The 24,733-nt window shown below is 35.5% G+C and carries 35 protein-coding genes, 2 tRNA genes and 1 pseudogene; 4 read left to right on the top strand and 34 right to left on the bottom strand.

All coding sequences use genetic code 11. From position 1 onward, the window contains the following. From rplQ to carA, 30 genes are all read right to left on the bottom strand, one after another. Positions 1–429, bottom strand: coding sequence for a 50S ribosomal protein L17 (gene rplQ / locus ACJZL3_RS01560; RefSeq protein ID WP_007550873.1), 429 nt, complete (start codon positions 427–429; stop codon positions 1–3). Positions 430–436: 7 nt separating this feature from the next. Beyond that, the gene (locus tag ACJZL3_RS01555; RefSeq protein WP_012673178.1) at positions 437–1,504 is read right to left on the bottom strand and encodes a DNA-directed RNA polymerase subunit alpha; all 1,068 of its coding nucleotides are present in this window, start codon (positions 1,502–1,504) and stop codon (positions 437–439) included. A gap of 21 nt (positions 1,505–1,525) precedes the next feature. Beyond that, on the bottom strand, positions 1,526–1,912 hold the full coding sequence (gene rpsK / locus ACJZL3_RS01550) for a 30S ribosomal protein S11 (protein WP_015589137.1): 387 nt from the start codon (positions 1,910–1,912) through the stop codon (positions 1,526–1,528). 24 nt (positions 1,913–1,936) lie between these two features. Continuing rightward, positions 1,937–2,305 carry a 30S ribosomal protein S13 gene (gene rpsM / locus ACJZL3_RS01545; protein ID WP_010962745.1) on the bottom strand — a complete coding sequence of 123 codons (369 nt, stop codon included), beginning with the start codon at positions 2,303–2,305 and terminating at the stop codon, positions 1,937–1,939. Between the two features lie 59 nt (positions 2,306–2,364). Beyond that, positions 2,365–3,006 carry an adenylate kinase family protein gene (locus tag ACJZL3_RS01540; RefSeq protein ID WP_007550178.1) on the bottom strand — a complete coding sequence of 214 codons (642 nt, stop codon included), beginning with the start codon at positions 3,004–3,006 and terminating at the stop codon, positions 2,365–2,367. Next, positions 3,003–4,331 (bottom strand): preprotein translocase subunit SecY, encoded by a 1,329-nt coding sequence (secY, locus tag ACJZL3_RS01535; protein WP_010962747.1) that lies wholly within the window; start codon positions 4,329–4,331, stop codon positions 3,003–3,005. The genes ACJZL3_RS01540 and secY overlap by 4 nt, the downstream gene beginning before the upstream one ends. Positions 4,332–4,334: 3 nt before the next feature. Next, positions 4,335–4,805, bottom strand: a complete 471-nt coding sequence (rplO, locus tag ACJZL3_RS01530; protein ID WP_006279863.1) for a 50S ribosomal protein L15 — start codon at positions 4,803–4,805, stop codon at positions 4,335–4,337. Between the two features lie 3 nt (positions 4,806–4,808). Next, the gene (rpsE, locus tag ACJZL3_RS01525) at positions 4,809–5,321 is read right to left on the bottom strand and encodes a 30S ribosomal protein S5 (RefSeq protein WP_419198832.1); all 513 of its coding nucleotides are present in this window, start codon (positions 5,319–5,321) and stop codon (positions 4,809–4,811) included. A 12-nt stretch (positions 5,322–5,333) separates the two neighbouring features. After that, the gene (gene rplR, locus ACJZL3_RS01520) at positions 5,334–5,705 is read right to left on the bottom strand and encodes a 50S ribosomal protein L18 (RefSeq protein WP_006279867.1); all 372 of its coding nucleotides are present in this window, start codon (positions 5,703–5,705) and stop codon (positions 5,334–5,336) included. 5 nt (positions 5,706–5,710) lie between these two features. Beyond that, positions 5,711–6,256: a 50S ribosomal protein L6 gene (gene rplF / locus ACJZL3_RS01515; RefSeq protein WP_007551152.1), complete on the bottom strand. Its 546-nt coding sequence runs from the start codon at positions 6,254–6,256 to the stop codon at positions 5,711–5,713. A 16-nt stretch (positions 6,257–6,272) separates the two neighbouring features. Next, complete coding sequence (rpsH, locus tag ACJZL3_RS01510; protein WP_007551150.1) at positions 6,273–6,668, bottom strand: 30S ribosomal protein S8; 396 nt, start codon at positions 6,666–6,668, stop codon at positions 6,273–6,275. Between the two features lie 21 nt (positions 6,669–6,689). Then, complete coding sequence (gene rpsN / locus ACJZL3_RS01505) at positions 6,690–6,998, bottom strand: 30S ribosomal protein S14 (protein ID WP_006279345.1); 309 nt, start codon at positions 6,996–6,998, stop codon at positions 6,690–6,692. Between the two features lie 16 nt (positions 6,999–7,014). Next, positions 7,015–7,548, bottom strand: a complete 534-nt coding sequence (rplE, locus tag ACJZL3_RS01500; RefSeq protein WP_010962750.1) for a 50S ribosomal protein L5 — start codon at positions 7,546–7,548, stop codon at positions 7,015–7,017. Between the two features lie 6 nt (positions 7,549–7,554). Continuing rightward, a complete protein-coding gene (gene rplX / locus ACJZL3_RS01495) occupies positions 7,555–7,872 on the bottom strand; it encodes a 50S ribosomal protein L24 (protein ID WP_006279347.1) in 318 nt (105 codons plus the stop codon). After that, positions 7,872–8,231 (bottom strand): 50S ribosomal protein L14, encoded by a 360-nt coding sequence (rplN, locus tag ACJZL3_RS01490; protein ID WP_006279348.1) that lies wholly within the window; start codon positions 8,229–8,231, stop codon positions 7,872–7,874. Before rplN ends, rplX begins: the two co-directional genes overlap by 1 nt. Before the next feature lie 13 nt (positions 8,232–8,244). After that, positions 8,245–8,481, bottom strand: a complete 237-nt coding sequence (rpsQ, locus tag ACJZL3_RS01485; RefSeq protein ID WP_007549925.1) for a 30S ribosomal protein S17 — start codon at positions 8,479–8,481, stop codon at positions 8,245–8,247. Beyond that, positions 8,474–8,677, bottom strand: a complete 204-nt coding sequence (gene rpmC / locus ACJZL3_RS01480) for a 50S ribosomal protein L29 (RefSeq protein WP_006279350.1) — start codon at positions 8,675–8,677, stop codon at positions 8,474–8,476. The genes rpsQ and rpmC overlap by 8 nt, the downstream gene beginning before the upstream one ends. Positions 8,678–8,688: 11 nt before the next feature. Next, a complete protein-coding gene (gene rplP / locus ACJZL3_RS01475; protein WP_010962752.1) occupies positions 8,689–9,102 on the bottom strand; it encodes a 50S ribosomal protein L16 in 414 nt (137 codons plus the stop codon). 14 nt (positions 9,103–9,116) lie between these two features. Further along, on the bottom strand, positions 9,117–9,731 hold the full coding sequence (rpsC, locus tag ACJZL3_RS01470; protein ID WP_010962753.1) for a 30S ribosomal protein S3: 615 nt from the start codon (positions 9,729–9,731) through the stop codon (positions 9,117–9,119). Positions 9,732–9,770: 39 nt separating this feature from the next. Continuing rightward, positions 9,771–10,118: a 50S ribosomal protein L22 gene (gene rplV, locus ACJZL3_RS01465; RefSeq protein WP_007549821.1), complete on the bottom strand. Its 348-nt coding sequence runs from the start codon at positions 10,116–10,118 to the stop codon at positions 9,771–9,773. 5 nt (positions 10,119–10,123) lie between these two features. Beyond that, positions 10,124–10,408 (bottom strand): 30S ribosomal protein S19, encoded by a 285-nt coding sequence (gene rpsS, locus ACJZL3_RS01460; protein ID WP_006279181.1) that lies wholly within the window; start codon positions 10,406–10,408, stop codon positions 10,124–10,126. A gap of 3 nt (positions 10,409–10,411) precedes the next feature. Then, positions 10,412–11,236, bottom strand: a complete 825-nt coding sequence (gene rplB, locus ACJZL3_RS01455) for a 50S ribosomal protein L2 (RefSeq protein ID WP_015589143.1) — start codon at positions 11,234–11,236, stop codon at positions 10,412–10,414. A 1-nt stretch (position 11,237) separates the two neighbouring features. Then, positions 11,238–11,525, bottom strand: a complete 288-nt coding sequence (locus ACJZL3_RS01450) for a 50S ribosomal protein L23 (protein WP_010962755.1) — start codon at positions 11,523–11,525, stop codon at positions 11,238–11,240. Continuing rightward, a complete protein-coding gene (gene rplD, locus ACJZL3_RS01445) occupies positions 11,522–12,136 on the bottom strand; it encodes a 50S ribosomal protein L4 (protein WP_012673183.1) in 615 nt (204 codons plus the stop codon). Before rplD ends, ACJZL3_RS01450 begins: the two co-directional genes overlap by 4 nt. Positions 12,137–12,138: 2 nt before the next feature. Beyond that, on the bottom strand, positions 12,139–12,861 hold the full coding sequence (gene rplC / locus ACJZL3_RS01440) for a 50S ribosomal protein L3 (protein ID WP_010962757.1): 723 nt from the start codon (positions 12,859–12,861) through the stop codon (positions 12,139–12,141). Between the two features lie 9 nt (positions 12,862–12,870). Then, positions 12,871–13,191: a 30S ribosomal protein S10 gene (gene rpsJ, locus ACJZL3_RS01435; protein WP_012673184.1), complete on the bottom strand. Its 321-nt coding sequence runs from the start codon at positions 13,189–13,191 to the stop codon at positions 12,871–12,873. Between the two features lie 14 nt (positions 13,192–13,205). Next, positions 13,206–14,378: an elongation factor Tu gene (gene tuf / locus ACJZL3_RS01430; RefSeq protein ID WP_010962759.1), complete on the bottom strand. Its 1,173-nt coding sequence runs from the start codon at positions 14,376–14,378 to the stop codon at positions 13,206–13,208. 78 nt (positions 14,379–14,456) lie between these two features. Continuing rightward, positions 14,457–14,527 (bottom strand) — tRNA-Gly (locus tag ACJZL3_RS01425). A gap of 4 nt (positions 14,528–14,531) precedes the next feature. After that, a tRNA-Tyr gene (locus tag ACJZL3_RS01420) sits at positions 14,532–14,614 on the bottom strand. Positions 14,615–14,728: 114 nt separating this feature from the next. Beyond that, positions 14,729–15,928 (bottom strand): glutamine-hydrolyzing carbamoyl-phosphate synthase small subunit, encoded by a 1,200-nt coding sequence (gene carA / locus ACJZL3_RS01415; RefSeq protein WP_419198831.1) that lies wholly within the window; start codon positions 15,926–15,928, stop codon positions 14,729–14,731. Positions 15,929–16,133: 205 nt separating this feature from the next. Here carA and ACJZL3_RS01410 point away from each other — a divergent pair, with 205 nt between their 5' ends. Then, complete coding sequence (locus tag ACJZL3_RS01410) at positions 16,134–16,628, top strand: hypothetical protein (protein ID WP_010962761.1); 495 nt, start codon at positions 16,134–16,136, stop codon at positions 16,626–16,628. Positions 16,629–17,048: 420 nt separating this feature from the next. On the opposite strand, the gene ACJZL3_RS01405 is transcribed toward ACJZL3_RS01410, so the two are convergent. From ACJZL3_RS01405 to glpX, 3 genes are all read right to left on the bottom strand, one after another. After that, positions 17,049–17,849, bottom strand: coding sequence for a hypothetical protein (locus ACJZL3_RS01405; protein ID WP_244226826.1), 801 nt, complete (start codon positions 17,847–17,849; stop codon positions 17,049–17,051). A gap of 33 nt (positions 17,850–17,882) precedes the next feature. Next, positions 17,883–18,422 (bottom strand): hypothetical protein, encoded by a 540-nt coding sequence (locus tag ACJZL3_RS01400; protein WP_244226827.1) that lies wholly within the window; start codon positions 18,420–18,422, stop codon positions 17,883–17,885. Positions 18,423–18,503: 81 nt separating this feature from the next. Further along, positions 18,504–19,421, bottom strand: coding sequence for a class II fructose-bisphosphatase (gene glpX, locus ACJZL3_RS01395; protein WP_070356883.1), 918 nt, complete (start codon positions 19,419–19,421; stop codon positions 18,504–18,506). A gap of 123 nt (positions 19,422–19,544) precedes the next feature. On the opposite strand from glpX, the gene ACJZL3_RS01390 reads away from it, so the two are divergent. Next, positions 19,545–20,834 (top strand): ankyrin repeat domain-containing protein, encoded by a 1,290-nt coding sequence (locus ACJZL3_RS01390; protein ID WP_419198830.1) that lies wholly within the window; start codon positions 19,545–19,547, stop codon positions 20,832–20,834. Between the two features lie 84 nt (positions 20,835–20,918). On the opposite strand, the gene ppdK is transcribed toward ACJZL3_RS01390, so the two are convergent. Next, positions 20,919–23,654, bottom strand: a complete 2,736-nt coding sequence (ppdK, locus tag ACJZL3_RS01385) for a pyruvate, phosphate dikinase (protein WP_419198829.1) — start codon at positions 23,652–23,654, stop codon at positions 20,919–20,921. Between the two features lie 210 nt (positions 23,655–23,864). On the opposite strand from ppdK, the pseudogene ACJZL3_RS01380 reads away from it, so the two are divergent. Then, positions 23,865–24,110: pseudogene (locus tag ACJZL3_RS01380) on the top strand (PD-(D/E)XK nuclease family transposase); the annotation flags it as partial. A 454-nt stretch (positions 24,111–24,564) separates the two neighbouring features. Beyond that, positions 24,565–24,708, top strand: a complete 144-nt coding sequence (locus ACJZL3_RS01375; protein WP_173862902.1) for a hypothetical protein — start codon at positions 24,565–24,567, stop codon at positions 24,706–24,708. Positions 24,709–24,733 lie beyond the last annotated feature (25 nt).

The raw sequence follows: 24,733 nt of genomic DNA, 5'->3' as shown, positions 1-24,733 counted from the left end.
TTAACTTTGTGTAACTACTTTGCCTCCTTCTTTATTTTTACTATAAACCTTACCTCTTGCTGCAATATCCCTATCAACCAGTTCTATCACTGCCATTGAAGCGCAATCACCCTTTCGAGTGCTAAATTTTATTATTCTAGAATACCCACCTTTACGATCTTGATAACGGCTGGCTAAGACGTTTAATAACTTATCAACTGCTAACTTACTATTATGAAGGCGTGAAAGCAAAAGTCTTCTACCATGTAAAGTATTCTTATTCTTAGCAATTGTAATAAACTTTTCGACATATGGACGAAGTTCCTTAGCTTTTGGTAAAGTAGTTACAATCTGCTCATGGTTAATTAATGAGATAGATAGATTCTTTAACGTCGATAATCTATGTTCAGTACAACGAGATAGTTTACGTTTTTTTATTCCATGTTTCATATATCACCTAATCTTCATCAGTATGTTGTTTAGCCAACTCATCTATATCCTTAGGTGGCCAGTTTAGCACATTCATACCCAAAGACAAGCCAAAATTAGTCAAAACTGCCTTAATCTCATTCAAAGACTTTCTGCCAAAATTAGCAGTTCTTAACATTTCACCTTCTGTCTTTTGTACAAGATCACCTATATAAGTGATGTTTTCGTTTTTCAGACAGTTATGAGACCTGACAGATAATTCCATTTCATCTACCTTACGCAATAAGACAGGGTCATAACCCAAATCTTTAGCACCACTAGACGAAGAAACCTGCGATTTTTTATAACTTACATCAGAACTAATAAAGGGCTGAAGTTGCTCCTGTAATATTCTTGCAGCAGAGTCAACAGCTTGACTCGGAGAAATTGTACCATCAGTTTCAATTGACAATATCAGCTTATCCTTATCAGTCACTTGGCCAACACGACTGTTCTCTACCCTGTACGAAACCCTGTTGACAGGGCTATACAAAGCATTAACTGGAATAAAACCAATTAAATCCTGTTCACTCATAAGCTTCAAAAGTTCATTTTCTTTATATTTAGTTACAGGAAGATAACCTTTTCCGCTAGCCACATATATGGTCATGTTAAGCTCCACATTTTGCCCCAGCGTACATATTAACAAATCTTTATTAACAATAGAGCATTGATCATCAGTTTCTATCATCCCAGCTAATACCTGGCAAGGCCCTTTAGCGTTTAAATTTAAGCATTTATTAGAAGCACCATTTAATTTACACCTCAACATACCCATATTTAATACTATATCAGTTACGTCTTCTCTCACCCCTTGAATTGAAGTGAACTCATGAGTTACACCTTCAATTTTTATTCCATAAACAGCACTACCTTTAAGAGAAGATAACATTACACGTCTTAATGCATTGCCTAATGTTAAAGCAAAACCACTTTCCAACGGTTCTAGCACTATATCACTTTTTTCACTTGAATCATCTGATATTACCTTAACTGAACTAGGTTTAATCAATTTATCTAAATTGCTACAGAGAGAAACATCATTATTATAATACATAAAACAACCTTTTCAAATATCCTATACTCTTCTTTTTTTTCTTAACCTGCACCCATTATGAGGAATTGCGGTTTTATCTGCAATTGAAGTCACAGTCAACCCACAGCTCTGAAGTGCTTTAACCGCAGCTTCGGTACCAAAGCCAGGGCCGCGAATTATTACAGAGACAACCTTCATACCAAATCTCTCCATTGCGTTCTTCGCAGCAGACTCCGCAGCCTTACCTGCAGCATAAGGTGTGGATTTTCTCGAACCTGAAAAACCACATGCACCCACAGAAGTTTGACATAGCGTATTACCATGAACATCAGTTACATTTACAAAAGTATTATTAAAAGTTGCACGAATATGGACAACACCAGTAATAAACTCCTTCTTACTCTTACTAACCGTTTTGACTTTTTTCATTAAAACTCACAATAATAATAAATTTTATTTTTTCCCAGCAATAGGCAACCGAGATCTACCTTTACGAGTCTTAGCATTAGTATGAGTCCTTTGCCCTCTCACAGGTAAACCTTTTCTATGTCTCACCCCTCTATAGCATCCCATTTCCACTAAAGATTTTATGTTCATAGCCACTTCTTTTCTGAGCTCACCTTCTATAACATAATTTTGTCTAATGAAACCGCTGATCTTTTCTATATCTTCATCTCGTAATTCTGAAACACGTTTGCGCTTATCAACTTCGCAAGCGTGACAAATTACATTCGCAGTAGCAATACCTATACCATATATATAAGTTAATGCAAAAGGAACACATTTCCTCACTGGAATATTTATGCCTGCAATACGTGCCACTGGTACCTCGATACTTTATTAATAACAACTCTTAATTTATACCATAAAACAACTCAGAGTCAAACCAAATTACAAGAAATTTTACTTTCAATCTCTTGCGTTACCTCATCAACACTCAAATTAGCGTCAATTGTTAATAATTTGCCTTTATAATACTCGCGTAAACCTTTCATTTGAAGGTGATATTCACTTATTCTCTTATTAATTGCAGACATATCAGCATCATCAATTCTTTTCTCTAACCTCGTACTTTTACATTTAGCACAAGTAGTACTCTTAAAAGAAGATACACTATATATGCTTTTACAGTCCAAACACGCGAGACGATTTTTTAACCTATCGATTGCAATATTATCGTCAAGCTGCAGCTCAACTACAATGTCAACATCCCTATTATATTTTTCTTGCAAAACTTGAGTCAAAAAATGAGCCTGGTTTAAATTTCTCGGAAAACCATCTAATAAGCAATTATCATCCACTAATGCAAGCTGGTCACGTAATAATCCACATATAATTTCATCTTGAATTAAATTACCAGATTCCACGGTACCCTTTATTTTTTTACCTAACTCACTACTGCTAGATATAATATTCCTTAATAAATCCCCTACTGAAATTAATTTTAAATTATATTTTGCTATTAACAAGCTTGACTGAGTACCTTTACCAGAACCTGGAGGACCAAAAATCGTAATGATCATCTTACTTTCCTCGTTTTAGACTCATATTTCTTTATCCAGTTGTCGTACCTATTTGAAAAAATATAAGATTGTATTTGCATAATAGTATCAGTAATAACGTTCACTATAATCAGTAAGCTCGTCCCACCAAAAATAAATGGTATATCATAATAATATCTCATAACTTCAGGTACAGTACATATGACTACCAAATACGCAGAGCCAATGAATGTCAACTTAAAAACTATATCTTGAAGGTAATCAGAAGTATGTTTCCCAGGCCTTCTACCAGGTATAAAACCACCATTTTTTTTAAGAAAATCTGCGTTTTCCTCTGGATTAAATATAAAATTGGTATAGAAAAAATTAAAAAATACTATCAGCACCAAATAGGCTACAATATATACTACTTTATTTGCCATAAAGTAATTCAAAATAAAATCAGAAAAAGCGTGCCCCTTATAGAAATTTGCAATTGAAATAGGTGTCAATAAAATTGCATTAGCAAAAATGGTTGGTACTACACCAGATAAATTAATCTTCAATGGAATATAAGTAAAATCGTCATTATGTAATCTTTTAAATTGCTTTTTAGGATGTTGAACAATAACCTTTCTATAAGAAGACTCTACAAAAATGACTAAGAGAAGCAGCAAAAAAAACAATACCAAAACAAAAAGGATAATAAATAACGATACGCTACCGTTTTTATTTAACGTTAACAAAGATGACAAAGCGCTGTGTAACTCTGATATTATACCCGTGAAAATGATTAATGAGATACCATTGCCTATACCGCTAGCGCTGATTCGTTCACCAAGCCATATTAAAAGCATAGTTCCACCTAAAAGGCTGAAAACACCTATTGTACGAAACATAACACCAGGTTCGATTACAACCAATACCCCTTCCCTATTCATCCCTTCCAATCCAACCAAAATTGGAATTGATTGAAATACACAAATTACTATGGTCAGATAGCGTATATAAGAATTCATCTTTCTACGGCCTGACTCTCCATCATTCTTAACTTCCTTCATTCCTTTAATCGCAGAAGAAAGTAACTGAATAATGATAGAAGCCATTATATATGGCATAACGTTCAATGCTAGAATTGTCATTCTAGCCAATGCACCACCAGAAAATAAATTAAATACTCCAAAAACGCCTGAGCCATCTTTGGGAAATATATCATTAATTACATCAAGATTAATTCCAGGAATAGGCACATAAGTACCCAAGCGATAGCAAATTAAAGCTATTAGCGTAAAAAATATACGCTTTAATAAATCGCCTTTATATAACAACGTAGGATCCAAGCTATTAAATGCTGATTTATTGCCCATGACTTACGATAGTATTTCCACACTACCACCAACTGAAGCTACAGATTTTTTTGCAGCTTCTGACGCAAAATCAACATGAAACACAAATTTTTCGCTCAACTTACCTTTATTAAGAAGTTTAATTTTATCCTTAATAGACTTTATAAAACCTAATTTATACAGCCTCTCCTTATCTATAACAGAGTCTTTCACTATTTTTTTAGCTTCCATTAAGCGCTGTATATCGCCAACATTAATTATAGAGTATATGCTCCTACGTATAGGCTTAAAACCTCTTTTAGGCAAACGAGTATATATAGACTGTTGTCCACCCTCAAAACCATTTATAGAAACTCCACTTCTAGCCTTCTGCCCTTTATGCCCTCTACCGGATGTTTTACCTTTACCACAACCGATACCTCTACCCAGCAACTTAGGCTTCTTTTTCTTAGATAATTTAGTAAATATAGAGTTTAATTTTACAGCATTATTCATACTTTACCTGTTTCCAACTATCTCGCTAATCTTTTTGCCTCTTTTGCTTGCTACCTGACGAGGAGATAACATACTATCAAAAGCCTTAAACACCGCACATATAACGTTATGAGGATTATTTGATCTAGTGGATTTAGCTACCACATCCTTTATACCTAACACCTCAAAAACTGATCTAATCGCTCCACCAGCAATAATACCTGTTCCGGCTCTTGCGGTTCTTAAAACTATCTCACCAGAACAAAATTTAGCTTTAATATCATGATGCAAAGTTCTACCTTCACGCAAGTACACTCTAATCATTGATTTCTTTGCAGCATTTACAGCTTTGACTCTTGCTTCAGCAACTTCTGCGTGCTTACCTATTCCACACCCTACCCTACCCTTCTCATCGCCAACAACAACCAAAATTGAAAATGAAAATCTTCTACCACCTTTGGTAACCGTTGCCACTCTTCGTACCGAAACTAAAAGCTCTGATAAATCATTATTATTTTGTAAATTCTTTATAGCCATATTCAAAACCTTCTAAAATTCAAATCCAGAACTTCTTAAAGCCTCAGCAAATTGAGAAACTAATCCTGTGTATTTATACGCTCCACGATCAAACGTAAGCTGCTGCTCTAATTTCATGCCAGACAGACGCTCAACCATTAAAGAAGAAACCTGTTTTATAGTTTCAGCGTTGACTTTCCCTTTACATACATCCTTAATTTTAGCATCCAAAGTAGAAGCTGAAGTGAGAGTTATTCCTTTTACATCATTAATTAACTGGACATAAAAATGCCTATTAGATTTAAATATGGATATACGTAAACGTTCAGCGCTCTTGTCAAGCTTCGCTCTATTACGTAACTTCCTTTTTTCAGAATTACTTAAAAAATTATACGATCTTTTCATTTTTATTACTTCTTTTTACTTACAACCTTACGCAGCATAAATTTGCCTTTTATTACAACACCCTTACCTTTATAAGGATCATATTTTCTAATTTTGCATATATCAGACGCCACCATATAGACCTTCTGCTTATCCATACCACTAACTACTAAGTGAGTTGGCTTTATGCACTTAATCTCAACATCTTTAGGCACTTTATATTTAACATTATGGCTATAACCAAGATATAAAGTCAAATACTTACCATCACACTCTGCCTTATATCCCACACCGTTAATCTCAAGATTAACAGAAAAACCATCAACCATGCCGTTAATGATATTATTAATATTACTCCTATAAGTGCCCCACATAGGCTTTATTTTATCATAATTATCTTTATCTTGATCAACAGAAAGCAATAGCTGATTATCAATAATCTGACACACAACATCCCTGATCAAGCTAACTTCCTTTTCAGCCTTAGCACTCTTTATTAACATACTACCATTATTATATTCAACTGAAACACCAGCAGGAATATTGATAGGAGCAGCACCTATACGAGACATGAATTTCTCCTATTATTTAAAACACACGACACAAAACTTCTCCACCAACCTTTAATTTATGTGCATTATAATCAGTCATCACTCCTTTGGGTGTCGATATAATAAAAATACCAAGACCATTATATGCTTTAGAAATGTCCTTATACTTAGAATAACGACGACAACCAGGCTTTGACACCCTAACTATGTCACTAATTACAGGTGACTTCTCATAATACTTCAATTTTACAATGAAAGAAGGTAAGTTATCTACAACTTGCTTTTCATAATCAAGGATATACCCTTCCTCTTTTAAAATCTCCAATATAGAAGAATTCATCTTAGAAAATAGTACCCTTGTTGCCCTATGCATTGCCAATTGAGCATTACGTATCCTTGTTAAAAAATCACCAATACTATCAGATAACGCCACAATATACTCCTTATATTATATTTACCAACTAGACTTTGTAACTCCTGGAATTTGCCCAAAAGAACATAAATCACGCAAAACAATTCTACATAAACCAAATTTTCTATATACTCCTCTTGGTCTCCCAGTTAAAGCACACCTATTTCTAATTTTGGTTTTAGAAGAATTTCTAGGCAATTTTTTAATTAATTTATTTTGAGCTGTAAACCTTTCTACAATAGACAAATTCTTATTATTTATTATAGATTTCAATTTTTCTCTTTTTTCTTTATATTGATCGCACAACTTTATTCTGCGAAGATTTCTTTCTATCATAGATTTTTTTGCCATATATTTCTCCTCTCAATTAATCAAAAAAAGGAAATTTAAGAGCCAGTAATAATTCCTTTGCTTCCTTATCACTAACTGCACTTGTTATAATATTAATATCCATACCTCTAATTTTACTTATTTTATCATAGTCTATTTCTAAAAACGAGATATGTTCCTTTATACCAAAGGAAAAATTACCATTACCGTCAAATTGCTTCACACTAAATCCTCTAAAATCTTTTTCCCTTGGCAAAGCAATATATATCAATCTTTCTAAAAACTCATACATTTTATCTCTACGCAAAGTTACTTTGCAACCTACTGTAGCACCTTTTCTGATCTTGAAGCCAGAAATAGATTTTTTTGCAAAAGTTGATAAAGGCTTCTGCCCAGCAATCAAATATAGGCTATCAAGTGGTTCATTTATTGCTTTACTATCTGTAGCAGCATCTCCAACGCCCATATTGATACACACCTTGACAAGTTTAGGCACTTGCATTATATTGCCGTAATTAAACTTATCCTTCAAGGACTTTACTATGCTATCTTTATACAATTCTTTAAACATATCAACCTAATCTATCACTTCTCCAGAAACTTTTGCAAAACGCACTTTTCTACCGTCTATAACCTTAAACCCCACTCTAGTTGGAGTTTTATATTTAGGGTCCAATGTTGCAACGTTGGATATATCAATAGCTAACTCTTTATTTAATATACCACCACTACTACCAGCTTTTGGTTTAGTATGTCTCTTATGCACATTCACTCCAGAAACAATTACTTTCTTTTTAGCATCACGTGCTATAACTTTGATTACCTTACCAATTTTTCCCTTATCTTTACCAGTTAAAACTATAACGTCGTCACCACTTTTTATTTTAGCACTCATTATAAAACCTCAACAGCTAATGACATTATCTTCATAAAAGAACCAGATGATAACTTTTTTACCGGACCAAACACCCGAGTGCCAAGTGGTTCACCTTGATCGTTAATCAAAACTACAGCATTGCTAGAAAAACGAATTACAGAACCATCAGATTTCCTAATAGGGCTTTTCACCCTCACCACAACTGCTCTATATACTTTTCCCTTCTCAACTTTCCCTCTTGGAGTAATAGATTTAGTAGATACAATAACTGTGTCACCTATAGATGCAGACTTTCTACCACCCAATAAACCAATACAAAGCACTGCACGCGCGCCAGAATTATCAGCTACTTCCAACAATGTATTTTTTTGAATCATATAAATATCCTATTCAATGTGAGCTATTAACAATAACCCATTTTTTAGTAGTAGAAATAGGCTTGTGTTCTTGTATTAAAACCTTGTCCCCTTCTTTACAACTATTATTCTCATCATGTGCTGTATACTTCTTGTATTTTTTTATAACCTTTTTATACAGCTCATCCTTATACACTTGTAATACCGAAACCTTTACAGTCTTATCACACTTAGCCTTAGTTACAGTACCACAAAAAACCTTTTTAGGCATTCTTTTCCTCTCTTCTTCTTTTATTTAATGTAGTTAAAATACGAGCTATGCTCTTTCTTATTAAGCTAAAACGCGAAATATTGTTGCACTGGCCCAGCTTCTTTTGAAAAACCAAATTAACAAACTCTTTTCTCAAATTCACAAGAATTTCATGCAATTCTTGCGAGGACCTCGATTCAATGTCAGCTATATCCATTGCAACTCCATTTAATTATGATTAGATACAAATTTACACTTCATAGGAAGCTTAGCAGTTGCCTTTTCAAGCGCCAATCTTGCTAAATGCATGGGAACATCACTGCTAATTTCAAACAACATTCTACCGGGCTTAGCTTTAAATACCCAAAACTCAACACTACCTTTCCCTTTACCCATACGCACATCCGCCGGCTTTTTACTAACAGGGGTATCAGGAAAAATTCTTATCCACACTTTACCAGAGCGTTTTAATGTTCTAGATATTACACGCCTTGCAGTTTCAATATGCTTAGATTGAATCCTACCTGCTTCCATAGCCTTTAGACCATAATCTCCAAAAGATAATGTGCTACCACCTTTCGTGTTACCCTTAATTCGTCCTTTAAATACTTTTTTATATTTACTTTTTTTAGGAATAAACATTTCAATATACCTAATTAGTTACCAATATAAACCCAGACCTTAACTCCTATGATGCCATATATAGTTTTTGCTTCAGCAAAAGCATAATCTATATTAGCACGTAAAGTATGCAAAGGCAAACGGCCTTCTTTATACCACTCAGTACGAGCTATCTCAGCTCCGCCAAGGCGCCCAGAACAACTTACTTTAATACCTCTAGCACCCATCCTCAAACAACTTTGAATAGCTTTTTTCATCGCTCTTCTAAATGAAACCCTTTTTTCTAACTGCTGTGCAATGCTGTTTGATATTAAAACTGCATCTATTTCAGACCTTTTAACCCCTACTACATTCACTTCCACATTATTTTTTACTTTTTCAGCTATCTTTTGCTTTATCTTCTCAATATCCGAGCCTTTCTTACCTATTATCACTCCAGGTCTAGAAGAATGTATTATTACAGATACCAAATCGATCGTACGCTCTATAATTACTTTAGAAACACCAGCATGCTTAAAAGATTCATTTATATAACTGCGAATAGATAAATCTTGATGCAACCCTTGTTTATAACCCTTCTCAGCATACCAAATAGATGACCAAGTATTAATTATTTTTAACCTAAATCCTTTAGGATTAACGTTTCCCATATTTTTGCACTTTCCTTATTAATTTTCTATTTTTATGAATCATATAATTTCCCCCAATTTTACAGTTATATTACTATAACGTTTACTAACTCTATTAGCTCTACCCATAGCTTTTGGACATACCCTACGCAAAGTAAGAGACTTACCTATTAAAATTTCTTTTATATATAAATTATCGATATCCAATCCATAATTTTGAGCATTAGCAATCGCAGAATTTAATACCTTCCTTATAAGACCTGCAGCTTTCTTTTCACAAAATCTTAATTGCACAGTGGCAAAAGAAACTTTTTTATTACGTACTAAACCAGCAACCAAATTCAATTTACGAGGAGTTGATTTTAAAACCCTAGAACCAGCTTTAACTATTACATCTCTGTTTTTCATATCAATTACCTTCTTGTCGCCTTTTTATCACCACTATGCCCAGTAAATTTACGAGTGGGTGAAAACTCACCAAACTTATGACCTATCATATTCTGATCATTAACATTCACAGGAATGTAATCCTTACCATTATAAACAGCAAACTTTAAACCTAAACAATTAGGAAGAATTACAGAAGCCCTGGAATGAACTTTTATAGCCATGTTAACAAACCCCTTGTTTAAAGCATTATTCACCGACTTTAATATAGAAGGATGACAAAAAGGAGGCTTCCATGCAGATCTACTCATAAACTAACCTTTCAATTGTTTTATATACTTATCACTAGATTTATTTCTCCTTCGAGTTTTCTTTCCTTTTGTTGCAACACCCCAAGGAGTAACAGGATGACGACCACCAGAGGTTTTTCCTTCCCCGCCTCCATGAGGATGGTCAACTGGATTCATTGCAACTCCACGTACAGTAGGTCTAATCCCAAGCCACCTACTTCTCCCAGCTTTACCCAACTTTCTATTCTTATGGTCAGGGTTAGATACTACACCAATAGTAGCCTTGCAAGAAGATAAAATCAACCTAATTTGACCAGACCTGAGTCGTAATAAAACATATTGGCCATCACGACCAACGATTTGTGCATAACAACCAGCAGCTCTAGCAATCGCAGCACCATTACCTGGCTTCAGCTCAACATTATGAACGAAAGAACCAACAGGTATATGCTTGAGTAGTAAACAATTCCCTGGCAAAATATCAGCATCATTCCCAGCTGTAACAACATCACCTGGCTTCATACCTTGAGGAGCTAATATATAAGACTTAATATCATCTTCCTTATATGATATTAACGCCAAAAACCCACTTCTATTTGGGTCATACTCTATTTTTTCAACTATACCTTGACCACTTCTATTACGCTTAAAATCTATCACTCTATACTTCTTTTTGTGACCACCACCCCTATGACGAGTTGTAATTCTACCATGATTATTTCTTCCACCACTGGACTTTTTACCGGATGTAAGAGACTTTTCTGGCTCATCTTTTGATAAACCAACTTTACTTACTAACACAGTCCCACGAGAAGACGGAGTAACAGGATTAAAAAATTTCATACCCATACTAAACGCTCATTATATCTAATTTTTGACCATCCATCAAAGAAAAATAAACTTTCTTTTTCTGTTTTTCACAACCAACCACACCCCTAAAACGCCTATATTTAGGCTTAATTCTAACAACATTTATAGAAGAAATTTTAACATCAAATAGAGACTCTATTGCCAACTTTATTTGACGCTTATTTACATTTACAAAAACATACAAAGAATATTTATTAAACTTCTCCCTCAAAAAAGAGGCCTTTTCTGTAATTATAGAAGATTTTATTATATTATTATATTTGATCATAACAATCTACCTTCAAGATGCTTTAAAGTATCCTTTGTCAACATCACGCATTCGTGATTCAATATATCAAAAACATTTAACCCAATAGGTTTGATTAAGTCTACATAGTGCAAGTTTTTAGCCGCACGCAACAAATCATCTCCATAATCACCAACTATCAAAAAGGAAGAAAATTTAAAATTTTTAATACATTTACACATTTCAGACGTTTTCTTCACATCAATATTTAAATTATCCAGAATAATTACTTGATTATTTAAATACTTTAGAGATAAAGCAATTTTTAAACCAAATTTGCGTACCTTCTTATTAAGAGAATAAGTATGACTCCTCACAACAGGGCCGAAAATAATCCCACCACCTCTAAATTGAGGAGATCGCAAGCTCCCTTGTCTTGCCCTACCGGTACGTTTTTGACCATAAGGTTTAGCTGTTGTACCAGAGACATCACTAATACCTTTTGTTTTATGAGTACCAGCTCTTCTCTTCGCTAATTGCCATCTCACTATATCATGCAAAATACTCAATTTTTGCTTAGCAGAAAATATCAAAGGATTGAGCTGAGCAGTACCTACATTATCATTAGATAGATTAACTAAATTACATTCCATAACTAACTTACCAAATTACTAGCATCATCATTTACATCTAACAGTAAACCTACCGGAAAAGGAACATCTTTATGTAAAGATTTTTTAACTGCATCTCTTACAAAAACATAGGAATTTTTAAACCCAGGAACATTATTACCCTTCACAGCAATTATACTATTTTCATGATCAATGGATAATATCTTCATATTTTGTGCAGTTATCCTGCTGTTACCTAAATGACCAGCCATTTTCTTTCCTTTGAATACTCTACCAGGATCCTGACATTGGCCAGTGGAACCTTGTGATCTGTGAGCAATAGAAACACCATGAGATGCCCTAAGCCCACTGAAATTATGCCGCTTCATCACACCAGCAAATCCTTTACCTATAGAATAACCCGTAATATCAAGATATTGACCAACCACAAAATGATTGATTCCCACTTTTTTACCACATTCTATTCCCGACAGGTCATTTAATCTACTTTCGTATAACTTACATTTATTATTTATACCCTTTTTCTTTAAATATTCCAACTGAGGTTTTGCTATATTTTTAAAATCTCCTGTGCCTAAAATGACTGAATTATAGCCACATTTATCTTGTCCTTTTATATCAATAATATGAGTTTCGCTGAGATGCAATAAAGTTACAGCCATGCGACTATTGTCAGAATACATAGCAGTATGACCAATATTCATCATTAGTAAACCAATTCTCCTCAGCGAATTTATTCTCTTCATTTCCTTCTCCTAAACCTTAACTTCCTTGACTTTTAAATCCACTTCTACGCCAGCAGAAAAAGATAAACCTGTAAGCATCTGCATCATAGTAGGAGTAAGATCATGTAAAACAATCAAACGCCTAGAAGTTCTCATTTCAAACTGTTCACGAGATTTTTTATCAACGTGAGGAGATCTATTAACAATAAATTTAGAATCTTTCCTTGGCAACGCAATCGGACCAGATAATTTTGCACTGGACCGCTTTAATTCATCAACAAATTTTCGAACACACTCCTCCAATAAAGAACAATCGAAAGCCTTAATGTTAATATATATATCTTGCTTCATCTTAGTTACTACACTCACTCCAAAATTTCAGAAACAACACCAGAACCAACAGTTCTACCGCCTTCTCTTATCGCAAAACGCAATCCCTTATCCATTGCTATCGGTACTTGCAATTCTACTTCTACACTCACATTATCTCCTGGCATTACCATCTCCTTCCCATCTAGCAATTTTATGCTCCCAGTTACATCCGTTGTCCTTAAATAAAACTGTGGCTGGTAATTCGCAAAAAATGGTGTATGCCTTCCTCCTTCCTCTTTCTTTAATATATAAACCTCCGCCTTAAACTTTCTATGCGGTGTTATCGTCCCCGGTTTCGCTAATACTTGCCCTCTCTCCACTTCTTCTCTTTTTGTTCCTCTTAACAATATTCCTACATTGAGTCCTGCACTTCCCTTATCCAGCAACTTCTTAAACATCTCAACACCTGTGCATATCGTCTTTTGCGTCGCTTTCAGACCTATTATCTCTATCTCTTCTCCCGTCTTTATCTCTCCCTTCTCTATTCTTCCTGTTACCACTGTTCCTCGCCCCGATATCGAAAATACATCTTCGATTGGCAATAAAAATGGTAAATCCACAGGCCTTGGTGGAACCGCTACATATTCATCTAACTTTTCCATCAATTTATCTATTGATTTCTTTCCATATTCGCTGCTGTCATCCTCCAGCGCCTTGAGCGCTGAACCAACCACCACAGGCACTTCATCCCCTGGAAATCCGTATTTACTCAGTAATTCCCTCACTTCCATTTCTACTAAATCTATCATATCAGCATCAGCAACATCAGCTTTATTTATATACACCACGATATATCCAACACCTACCTGCTTCGCCAGCAATATATGCTCTCTCGTTTGTGGCATTGGCCCATCAACCCCCGACACTACCAATATCGCCGCATCCATCTGTGCTGCACCTACTATCATGTTCTTTACATAGTCAGCGTGTCCAGGACAATCAACGTGTGCATAATGCCTTTTCTCTGTCTGATACTCAACATGCGCTGTTGCTATCGTTATCCCCCTCTTCCTTTCTTCTGGCGCTTTGTCTATCTGATCGTACGCTACAAAATTTCCATAATGCTTCGTTATCGCCGCTGTTAACGTCGTCTTCCCATGATCCACATGTCCTATTGTTCCCACATTTACATGCGGCTTTCCAAATGCTTCCACTATTGCTGTCATAATTTAAACTTTTCTACCTAAAATACAAATACATCAATAAATAATATGTTGATTTTATAAAAATACAACAAAAAAAAGAGCGGATAGTGGGAATCGAACCCACGTCACTAGCTTGGAAGGCTAGAGCTCTACCATTGAGCTATACCCGCACAATGGAGGAGGTAGGATTCGAACCTACGTACGCTCACGCGGACAGATTTACAGTCTGTTACCTTTAACCACTCGGTCACTCCTCCGCAAAAATTTGTTAAGAGAATACTATTTTAGCATCTTAACTTAAGCTCTTATTGTATTTAATACTAAACGCCTAAAATTAAAAAATCAAGCAATAAAACCTACCCTGATTAAAATCATGCAGATTTCATTTTATATAACACAATATTGCCAATAAAACGCCTAAACAAATAATGCGAATCATGCGTACCTGGCGCTTCTTCTGGATGATATTGCACAGAAAAGACTAGGTAATCTTTCATCATTATTCCCTCTACACTATTATCAAATAGAGAAATGTGAGTAATTTCAACATTACTTGGAAGAGAAGCTGAATCAACAACAAAACCATGATTTTGGCTAGTGATCTCAACTTTTCCACTAATTACATCATAAACTGGATGGTTACTCCCTCGGTGACCTATATCCATCTTGATGGTCTTTGCCCCCAAAGTAATCGCAAGTAATTGATGGCCCATGCATATGCCAAAAATTGGTATTTTAGATTTTATAATAATGTCTATTTCTGAAACTACACTTTCTCCTATTTCTTGCGGATCACCAGGACCATTTGAAAGCACTATACCATCTGGATTTATACTCAACACTTTTTGAGCAAAACCTGTGCTTGGTCTGATTAATTCAACTGTACAACCAAGTTCTATTAAGCGTGAAACTATACTGATTTTTACGCCAAAATCAACGATTACAATCCTATATTTTGCATTAAGGTCAATAGCTCTATCTGATGTCATTCCAGTGCGTGACACTGGAATCCATATATTTTTTGCTGGATCCGAGTAGTCAGCTACTTGGATGACAAAGTGCTCCGCTAGTCTATTATTTTCAAAACTGTTATTTAAACTAACCTTATTAGTTATTTCTATCCCATTTACAGGTTTGTATTCCTTCAATTTGTCTAATGCATGCGCCTTACTCGATGAGCATATCATTCCATTTTGAGATCCATGTTCTCTCAAATATCTTGTTAAAGCTCTAGTATCAACTCCTGATATCCCAATCACGTTATTTTTCTCTAACCAATCATTTAAACTGATATATGAAGAAGGGTGGGACATAGAAGAAAGTTCACGCATAACCACACCACTTGCAAAAATTTTCTTTCCTTCATTATCTTTATGATTTATTCCAATGTTACCAATATGAGGAAAAGTGAACGTTATAATTTGATCGGCAAAAGAAGGATCAGTTATAGTATGCTGATAACCGGTCATACCAGTGGTAAAACAAACCTCGCCTATGCACTTGCCTTTTTTACCTACTGATTTTCCCCAAAAGCACTTGCCATCTTGTAAAATTAAAACTGCGTCCTGCACTTCATTATCTATTTAACTGATTCAAAACAGTATACAAGAATTTCAAATAATACGTAACTCTTTCTAAAATTCCAAATTTAACCACGAAGCAGCAAAAAATAACATGAAAAACTTTTAATACAATCTTTCATATAAAATATATAGTTGACTACCTTCATATTTCGTATTAGATATAGGTAAATCATAAGTAAAGTGGAGGGTAATAATGAACACTGGTACAAATCAATCAAAAAAAATAAATGAGAAGTGGTTAGCTGGAGGAATTGGCGCGCTATTATTTGTAATGATGCTACCGTCGATTCTTCTTTTAGCAAAAATAGCTATAGGGCTAATTATGGTTTCAGTTGCAGCAATAGCGATAAAAGTTGCCTTAAAAACAATATCGAATGCTTTAGAGGATAAACAGGCAGATCAAAGCCAAGCGACGCAACAAACAACACAAAGTAAAATTATAAACCTGGCTATTGGATTAACATCTATATTCGTAGGAGGATTATCACTATTCATTATAGCACAAACTGGCTTAATTGCAGCATGTGCAGCTATAACTGCTTTAGCTCTACACGAATATGTTAAAAATCAAGAAATAGGAAAAGAGATAAATGATAAATTCGATAAGGTAGCTGACGATACAATCAATTTTATTGTTAGCAGTGTTGAAAAACTTATTCCAACAAAGCCGCCAGGCATAACAGCCTAAACTGTCTCCGTTCAGGGCATAAGTGTTACAAGTAGCATTATATAAAGCGATTAATGGCATCCTCCTGATAATAGAATAATTGTATCTGTTCAGGGGCATCGCAAATATTGAAGCAAAAGTGGTCAGTGCTTACTATACGAATATTGTGATTTGAATCCACTAGGGAGGATGTCATCCCAGTGCCCAGACACTGGGATCCAGGAATTTTGATTAGAGATTAAATTGGTGAGTATAAAAGTAGCTAATCCTACGTTAAAATACAACGTTTTTAATGGGACTGCGTAAAAGGGCTGGATTCCAGTGTCAAGCACTGGAATGACACCTTTGTGTTTGAGGCAAAACCTGCTATAACATTTCTTCGCAAACAAACGTTCGTACAGTTATGTATCAGCTACTTTCATGGCACCATTTGTTGTAAACTCACATTTCTCTATGATTATCTTTATTTGCCGCTTTCCCGAACGGATGCTCTACAGTTATTTCCTCATTAATAGAGCGAGGTGCACCGGAACCAGGTACAACGATATTCTCGTGCGATTGCATATCCTTCTTTTCCTCACATGGTGTTTGCTTAATGAAATGTGCTGCTAAAACTTCATGTAAAGCTTTACCTTTTATAAGCACAGCCTCGTTTTGCTTAGCTAACTCTAAAATTTTCTTTGGTTCAACATCTTTACCGTCAATAGTTGATTTTTTAATACTAACTTGACCTAAATTTATATTTAGAACAACAGTACAGTTAAGGTCTTTTCCAGATTCATCTTTTGCATCCCAACTAATTTCGATGTCACATATTGCAAATTTTGTAAAGGAGTAGTTCCTCTGTTGTTTCTCATTCTTCTCAATTGTTACTATTCTTTTATCATTACTGTATATTTTTACTCTTTGTACCTCATTTTTAATTGTTTCCATCCTTTTAATCTTTTCGCTAAAAAGACGACTAGTTTCTAAACTCTGTCCAGGTTTAGTAATGTTGATACTAAGATTATCATAATGATTAACAAGATGTCCTGCCTTTTTGTCTGGCCAATAACATCCATCAAAGAAACCAATTAGATCATCTTTGTTTAGAAATTCTTTTGCATCATTCATTCCTTCGTCAATTCGAAGAAGATATCTACCCAACCTCTTTTTAAAATTTTCTTTTAACTCCTCCTGATCTTTAGAAGTAAGCTTCTTATCCAATATATCCATTATTTCTCTTTGCTTACTTAATACCACATAGTTAAAAAGGAAAATGCTCTCCTTCTCCCGTCAATAATAGTTTGCTATTTTGTCAAATGGATCCGCTGGCCGGCCGTTATTATAATTTACAGAATCAGAAGAATCTTGACATTTATTATCCTTAAAATTGAAATTCAATTTTTCAAAATCTGATAACACTTCTTCTGCCCTATCTTTAAAAGACTGAAGTCTATCTTGAAGTTCTTTTCCATAACTCATTCCTTTGTCAATTTGAAAAACATATTGACTATATTTCTTTCTAAACTCCTCCTGTTCTTCGAGAAGAGGAAGATTCCTATCTAATATATCGATTATTTCTTTCCGCTTATTCAATATCACGTAATTAAAGAGGGAACTCTTCCCCTTCTTTTCATAATCGTCTGCTATTTTGTCAAAACACTTATTATCCTTAAACTCCAATTTCTCAAAATCTGAGAGCACACTTTGTACCTGAGTCTCATCGAATTGAAGATTTGCTTGAGGAGATAGAAGAGTCAACTTTTCTTCACTTTCCTTGGTACTCGAATTTTTGTAAAAACCATTCAATAGATTTACAATACTAGAAAACATTTCACACCTCTATTGTTATAAGTAAACTTGATTATATCTTAATGCTAAATGTTGTAAAGCTAAAATTAGAAACTAAAAAAGCTAACATAAGTTCTGCATTGTTTGCAGCTTTATCAGCTTATTAGGTAGAATTATTAAAGAACTAGTTGAACATATGTTATCAACTCCATCCACAAGTTCTCCGCTTGTTACTCCAGTTGCAATAAACACTGATTCACCTCTTGCCATATCTTTTACGGTGTAGATTTTTTCTGGGTCATGGATATTTAAATTTTTTGCTCTTTCTTTTAATTGATCCGTGTCAAATATTAATCTTCCCTCCATCTGCCCACCGATTGAACTCAGCGCTGCAGCCGCAAGCACCCCTTCTGGTGCCCCTCCTATTCCGATATACATATCATGATTGCCATTTACTAGTGAAACTACGGCTGCAACATCGCCATCATCTATTAGTTTAATTTTTGCTCCTAATTTCCTGATTTTCTCTATTAATTCATTGTGCCTTTCACGTTTAAGTACAGTTACCACGAGATCATTCACTTTGCATTTTTTTGCCTTGGCTAAATTGTCTAGATTCTTTTCAATGCTATTTTTTAGTGAGACTACACCCTCTGGAAGATTTTTTCCTACTGCTATCTTTTCCATATAAACATCAGGTGCATGTAAAAAATTACCTTTTTTCGTTGCAGCAAGAACGGACATTGCCCCTGATTTGTAATGAGCACAAATCGTAGTGCCTTCAAGTGGGTCAACGGCAATGTCGATTTCAGGACCATTTCCAGTGCCAACCTTCTCGCCAATATATAGCATCGGCGCTTCATCTCTCTCACCTTCACCAATTACGATAGTACCATTTATTTCCATTGAATTTAATACTGTACGCATTGCATCAACTGCAACCTGATCAGCCTTTTTTTCATCGCCGAAGCCTGCTAGTTTATATGCAGCAAGTGCTGCAGCTTCGGTCACTTTAACTAATTTATAAGCTAAATCTTCCATCATTTGCTCGAGAATCATAAATAAAGAATCCAATATATATCATGCAACTTTAGACTGCAATATGTCTTGACTGGTTGTGGGAAAGTTGCTGTAATAAACTAACATATAGTAGTAGGTTTAGTTATGGTATATAGTAATGATGATATTAGAGAGTTGTATCGAAAGATAGCTACAATTGTAAAATATGATGATAAGGGAATTGCTAGTCTTAAAGATTTGCAAAAGGAACCAAAGTGGAAAGAAGTTAATTTCCAAGATAAATGTGAAGGAGACAATTCATTAGAAGACTTACTTCTAAAACATGCAACCGAAAATAACAACACACGCGTTAAGGATTTTCTCCTCCAAAATGGGTGTAAACCCCTTCAACAAGAGCAAATAACCGCAGCGATAAACAAGGAAGAAGAGGCACCTAATGTGGAAGAGAATAGAGCAGACAGTAATGAAGTAGATTCTAGTAACTCCATAAACCCTGGTATGACTGCTGAAGTACTTTACGGGCAACTAATACAAGGAAAAAAAACAAATTCGGCAATTTTTGACTCGTTTGCAAATGCTGTAAGAGAGTCCAATATTACCGGCGATCGTAGCGTATTTCTAGATGTTGTAAAATTGTTTACAGATTTAGATGCTGTAATCCATCTTACAGATACTGCTTCCAGGACTATATTGGATATAGCTGCAATAACAAAACAAGCTGACGTTGTTAAGGTACTTTTGGATAGTGGCAAATTTAATGAAGAAGAAAAATTGCATGCCTTGAATTCTGCTATTGTTCAAGGTAATGTCCAAGAAGTTGAGCTAATTTTAGGTTACGTGAGTCCTGCAAACAGGAAAGAGGCTTTAGAAGTGGCCATACAGGTAGGTAAAACTGAAATTGTTAATGCGTTCTTGAATAGTGGTAAGCTTAATGAAGAAAACAGAGCAAAACCTTGCAGCAGTAATGGGAACATTGGTAGTAGACCTATAGCAACAGTTCCTCTAACCAGTACCAATGGTGATAATCATAATAACAAAAACAAAACGCCTGTAATACCAGAGGAAACAAATACTAAGCAAACTGCCACACCAAATAATGATAATAAAGCTAACGGCTTCGTAGATGCTCAATTTTCTATGCCAAATGAACAAGAAACTAAATATAAAGAGAGCAAAAAGGATTTTTACACCTCATTGACAAAAGATGTTGTTGGAGTTGTTATTACAGGATTATTCATTACTGCTGCTGTAATGGTTCCATTTGTAGCTGGTGCAGTAGTTTGCAGTGTCATAGCTGCTTTGGTTGCAATATACATCGGGTTGCATGTAAAAAATTCTACATTACCAAGTTATAGGGAGATGAGAGAGAATGAAGTTGAACGTGTAACAGGATGTCATCCCAGTGCCCAGACACTGGGATCCAGAAAGCCATAATAAAAACTAGATCCAGCGTCACGCGCTGGAATGACACCCTCTGGTGGGCTCAAACCATATGAGTAGCCAACACTGCCACTATACTTACCTAGCAAATTTAGATCTAACACTAAACTGTGCTGCCACTAACTTTGCAATCGGTACTCTATAGGGTGAGCATGAAACATAATCCACCCCTGATTCGATGAGAAACTCTATAGATTTTGGATCTGCTCCATGCTCTCCACATATACCCAGTTTTATTTCTTTTCGGGTTTTTTTGCCTCTTTCAATGGCCATCTTGATTAACTCCCCTACCCCTTCGATGTCCAGCACTTCAAATGGGTCGTTTTCGAATATGTTGCTTTCCTTATAAGAATCGAGGAAATTAACTGAATCATCTCTTGAAAGTCCCATGGTTGTTTGCGTTAAATCATTAGTGCCAAAACTAAAGAACTCTGCATGTTTTGCTAACTTATCAGCAATCAGTGCTGCTCTTGGTAGTTCTATCATCGTTCCAATTGAATAAGCCTTGTCTGATGTCATTCCAGCGCGTGAAGCTGGAATCTGCGTCTGGATCCCAGCTGAGATAACAGAGGATTCTTTCTTTGCTAGCTCGCATATCAGAATAAATTCTTTCTCGCTCATGATAAAAGGAATCATGATTTCAGGCTCTACTTCTATCTTCTTTTCTTTCTTTAATTCACTTGCAGCACTAAGTATTGCCCTAATCTGCATGCTATATATTTCAGGATGAGAAATAGCAAGTCTACAACCTCGATGGCCAAGCATTGGGTTCTTTTCTGATAACTGCGCTATTTTATTTTTTACTGACTCAACTGACTTACTAAGTGATTTGGCAATTTTTTCTATAGTAGACTGATCATTGGGTAAAAATTCATGCAAAGGTGGATCAAGCAACCGTATAGTGACTTCCCTGCCCTCCATAATAGAAAATATTTCTTTGAAATCAGACTTTTGCATTTCTTCTAGTTTAATGAGCGCATTTGCCCTTTCATTTTCATCGTCAGCTATTATCAACTTTTGAATGAATTCGATTCTATCACTAGCGAAAAACATATGTTCTGTGCGACATAAGCCTATACCTTCTGCACCGAATTCTTTTGCAATTTTTGCGTCTTTTGGAGTATCAGCGTTCGCTCTCACTTTGACCGTTTTGATTTCATCTATCCAGTTGATTACCGTTTTGAATTCTTGCGATAATTCAGGTGAAATTGTAGGGAGAATGCCAAGCATAACCTCCCCTGTTCCTCCGTTGATGGTAATTGGTTCACCTTTATTTACTTTTGTATCCCCTACAGAAAAGAAAGTTCCATCTTTATCGATATAAAGTCCACTCACACTGCAAATGCATGGCTTACCCATTCCACGGGTTACAACAGCAGCATGCGAGGTCATCCCTCCCCGTGCTGTTACTATGCCACTTGCAGCATTCATTCCATTAATATCTTCAGGACTCGTTTCTGACCTTACTAAAATCACTTTTTTGCCCTGCTCTGCAGCTTTTTCAGCATCACTTGCACTAAACACTACATATCCAGAAGCAACCCCTGGAGAAGCCGGCAGCCCCTTCCCTATTACTTTTTGGTCACTCTTAACGTCAAGAACTGGATGCAATAAATTGTCAAAGGTTTTTGGATCAATTCTCAATATTCCTTCTTCTTTTGTAATCGTTCCTTCGTTTACCATATCAACTATTATGCGAATAGCAGCTTCAGCCGTGCGCTTGCCAGACCTAGTCTGCAAAATCCATAACTTACCGTCCTGCACAGTAAATTCGATATCCTGCATGTCTTTATAATGCCTTTCAAGTTTTTCACATACCACGCATAATTCTCGGTAGACACTTGGCAGCAACTTCTCCATGGTGTTTTTTTGCTCTCCGTCAATTGGCATAGGAGTATAAACACCAGAAACCACATCCTCACCCTGAGCATTAATCAGAAATTCACCAAAGTATTTTTTTTCTCCAGTTGAAGGATTTCGTGTAAATATCACACCAGTTGCAGAATTATCATTTAAATTACCAAAAACCATTGCTTGCACGTTGACCGCTGTTCCAAGGCTTTCAGGAATATTATGTATTTTTCTATAGGAAACAGCCCTATCATTTTTCCAAGAAGCAAATACTGCATTCACTGAGCTGAGCAATTGCTCTTCAACGTTCTGCGGAAAATGTTTTCCTGTTTTTTCATGTACTATCCTTTTGAAATTGTTAACAATTTCTTTTAAAACATCAACATCAAGATCAGCTAAGCTTTTTGCTCCACTCTTTTGCTGCTTATTATCAACAACATCTTGAAATAGGTGATGATCAAGCTGTAGTACAACATTGGAGTACATCATGATGAAACGGCAGTAGCTATCGTAAGCAAAACGTTCGCCACTTTTTTTTGCAAGCCCAACAACGGTTTCATCATTTAGACCAACATTTAAAATAGTATCAAGCATGCCCGGCATTGAACTAACACTACCAGAGCGTATGGAAACTAATAAGGGATTATTTAAATCCCCAAATTTACAACCGATGTCATTTTCGAGCATCGCCATGTAGTTTTTGATTCCACTACATATGTCATTCCAGTGCGTGACCACATTTTTTTCTGGATCCGAGTAGTCAGCTACTTGGATAACAGAAGATCTATTGTCTTGATAATAGACTTTGCAAGCAGAGGTGGAAATTGTGAAACCAGGTGGAACAGGAATGCCAACATTGCACATTTCTGCTAAATTTGCCCCCTTTCCTCCCAGCAGATTTTTCATTTCTGCATTGCCTTCGCATTTACCCTGGCTAAAGTAATGTATTAACTTTTCCCCCATCATTTTCTCCGGATTTTCACTGATAAACACATTGTACATATAGCTCCAATAAACCTGTGAGAACTTGAAACCTTAGGATAATAAATTTTACAAAATTTTGCAACAACGTTCCTTACAACAACATCAGTAAAGTTAACAAAAAAGACGACAAATTATTGAATTATTATTAATAAGAATATATAATATAAAGATACATTTAAAAATTTTTTTATGGCTCTTTCTAAATTTCTCGACCCCAAGAATGATGTTGCGTTCCGGCGTATTTTTGGTACTGAAAAAAATAAAGACATCCTCATTCACTTTCTCAATGATATTTTGGGGTTCACTGGCAAAGATGAAATAAAAGAAATAGAATTCCTCAGCACTATTCAAGATGCTGAAATTGCCTCTAAAAAACAAAGTATCGTTGATGTTCTTTGCAGGGATGAAAATGGGGTGCAAGTAATAGTCGAAATGGTGCGACCTGAAAGCCTTCGGTCATATTGTTTAAAAGGAGAGGAATTCATTCAGAAAGAAACTGAAAGGATTCTAAAGCTTATTGAACCAGATGTTTTGCCATCTGAGTCTACGCATCAGTGCGAATTGGGTAACCAGTTGGTGCCGAGCGACGCGGACAATGAACCTCCTCTTGATAAAGAAGATGCTCAATCGTGAGAGAAAGCATAAACTACAAGCATCATGTGGTTGGAGGGCTAGGCTTAGTGGTATGGTGAACGTAAGTGAAGCTTCATAAGTATCGTAACGATTAAAGAGCTAAAGATGCTGATAAGCTCCGACCAAAAGGTAATGTGGATGAGTTACATTTTTCATTTCTGGATGTACGCAAATAATAATTCCACCGGTATAGAGAAGCCACCTAACCCACTATTGTATGACAAAAGGAACAGGATAAGCCTGTATTTTCGCCTATATGGCAGGCAACCCGCAAGGAATGCTGATGGATGTGCAGGTAAAGGATAATGGAGAAAGCGAATGCCATTTTGTAACGAAATGGATAGAATTTGTAACATTAATTCGCGTGAAAACGAGCAGACTTCCATTTGGTCCCTCATGACAAGAAACTTTGTTAACCACTTAAG

This window comes from Wolbachia endosymbiont of Rhagoletis cingulata (assembly GCF_048537655.1).
In the GTDB taxonomy this organism is placed as follows: domain Bacteria; phylum Pseudomonadota; class Alphaproteobacteria; order Rickettsiales; family Anaplasmataceae; genus Wolbachia; species Wolbachia pipientis.
The sequence above is the reverse complement of the archived record's forward strand: the minus strand, read 5'-3'. Positions and strand labels throughout refer to the sequence as shown.

Excerpts from the sequence above, each read along its gene's own strand:
- rplQ (WP_007550873.1), bottom strand. The coding sequence starts at position 429 with ATGAAACATGGAATAAAAAAACGTAAACTATCTCGTTGTACTGAACAT.
- ppdK (WP_419198829.1), bottom strand. The coding sequence starts at position 23,654 with ATGGGGGAAAAGTTAATACATTACTTTAGCCAGGGTAAATGCGAAGGC.
- rplF (WP_007551152.1), bottom strand. The coding sequence starts at position 6,256 with ATGTCTCGTATAGGTGCTGCTCCTATCAATATTCCTGCTGGTGTTTCA.
- rplX (WP_006279347.1), bottom strand. The coding sequence starts at position 7,872 with ATGAGTGCTAAAATAAAAAGTGGTGACGACGTTATAGTTTTAACTGGT.
- tuf (WP_010962759.1), bottom strand. The coding sequence starts at position 14,378 with ATGACAGCAATAGTGGAAGCATTTGGAAAGCCGCATGTAAATGTGGGA.
- rpsN (WP_006279345.1), bottom strand. The coding sequence starts at position 6,998 with ATGGCAAAAAAATCTATGATAGAAAGAAATCTTCGCAGAATAAAGTTG.
- glpX (WP_070356883.1), bottom strand. The coding sequence starts at position 19,421 with ATGGAAGATTTAGCTTATAAATTAGTTAAAGTGACCGAAGCTGCAGCA.
- ACJZL3_RS01375 (WP_173862902.1), top strand. The coding sequence starts at position 24,565 with ATGGCAGGCAACCCGCAAGGAATGCTGATGGATGTGCAGGTAAAGGAT.
- rpsQ (WP_007549925.1), bottom strand. The coding sequence starts at position 8,481 with ATGCCTAAAAAGGTTTTTTGTGGTACTGTAACTAAGGCTAAGTGTGAT.
- rpsS (WP_006279181.1), bottom strand. The coding sequence starts at position 10,408 with ATGAGTAGATCTGCATGGAAGCCTCCTTTTTGTCATCCTTCTATATTA.
- rplN (WP_006279348.1), bottom strand. The coding sequence starts at position 8,231 with ATGATTCAAAAAAATACATTGTTGGAAGTAGCTGATAATTCTGGCGCG.
- ACJZL3_RS01540 (WP_007550178.1), bottom strand. The coding sequence starts at position 3,006 with ATGATCATTACGATTTTTGGTCCTCCAGGTTCTGGTAAAGGTACTCAG.
- rpsJ (WP_012673184.1), bottom strand. The coding sequence starts at position 13,191 with ATGAAGCAAGATATATATATTAACATTAAGGCTTTCGATTGTTCTTTA.
- ACJZL3_RS01390 (WP_419198830.1), top strand. The coding sequence starts at position 19,545 with ATGGTATATAGTAATGATGATATTAGAGAGTTGTATCGAAAGATAGCT.
- rplD (WP_012673183.1), bottom strand. The coding sequence starts at position 12,136 with ATGGAATGTAATTTAGTTAATCTATCTAATGATAATGTAGGTACTGCT.
- rplB (WP_015589143.1), bottom strand. The coding sequence starts at position 11,236 with ATGGGTATGAAATTTTTTAATCCTGTTACTCCGTCTTCTCGTGGGACT.
- rpsE (WP_419198832.1), bottom strand. The coding sequence starts at position 5,321 with ATGGCTATAAAGAATTTACAAAATAATAATGATTTATCAGAGCTTTTA.
- ACJZL3_RS01450 (WP_010962755.1), bottom strand. The coding sequence starts at position 11,525 with ATGATCAAATATAATAATATAATAAAATCTTCTATAATTACAGAAAAG.
- rpmC (WP_006279350.1), bottom strand. The coding sequence starts at position 8,677 with ATGGATATAGCTGACATTGAATCGAGGTCCTCGCAAGAATTGCATGAA.
- rpsC (WP_010962753.1), bottom strand. The coding sequence starts at position 9,731 with ATGGGAAACGTTAATCCTAAAGGATTTAGGTTAAAAATAATTAATACT.
- ACJZL3_RS01555 (WP_012673178.1), bottom strand. The coding sequence starts at position 1,504 with ATGTATTATAATAATGATGTTTCTCTCTGTAGCAATTTAGATAAATTG.
- rplE (WP_010962750.1), bottom strand. The coding sequence starts at position 7,548 with ATGTTTAAAGAATTGTATAAAGATAGCATAGTAAAGTCCTTGAAGGAT.
- ACJZL3_RS01400 (WP_244226827.1), bottom strand. The coding sequence starts at position 18,422 with ATGTTTTCTAGTATTGTAAATCTATTGAATGGTTTTTACAAAAATTCG.
- rplP (WP_010962752.1), bottom strand. The coding sequence starts at position 9,102 with ATGTTTATTCCTAAAAAAAGTAAATATAAAAAAGTATTTAAAGGACGA.
- rplC (WP_010962757.1), bottom strand. The coding sequence starts at position 12,861 with ATGAAGAGAATAAATTCGCTGAGGAGAATTGGTTTACTAATGATGAAT.
- rplR (WP_006279867.1), bottom strand. The coding sequence starts at position 5,705 with ATGAAAAGATCGTATAATTTTTTAAGTAATTCTGAAAAAAGGAAGTTA.
- secY (WP_010962747.1), bottom strand. The coding sequence starts at position 4,331 with ATGGGCAATAAATCAGCATTTAATAGCTTGGATCCTACGTTGTTATAT.
- rplV (WP_007549821.1), bottom strand. The coding sequence starts at position 10,118 with ATGAAAAACAGAGATGTAATAGTTAAAGCTGGTTCTAGGGTTTTAAAA.
- rpsK (WP_015589137.1), bottom strand. The coding sequence starts at position 1,912 with ATGAAAAAAGTCAAAACGGTTAGTAAGAGTAAGAAGGAGTTTATTACT.
- rplO (WP_006279863.1), bottom strand. The coding sequence starts at position 4,805 with ATGAATAATGCTGTAAAATTAAACTCTATATTTACTAAATTATCTAAG.
- ACJZL3_RS01410 (WP_010962761.1), top strand. The coding sequence starts at position 16,134 with ATGAACACTGGTACAAATCAATCAAAAAAAATAAATGAGAAGTGGTTA.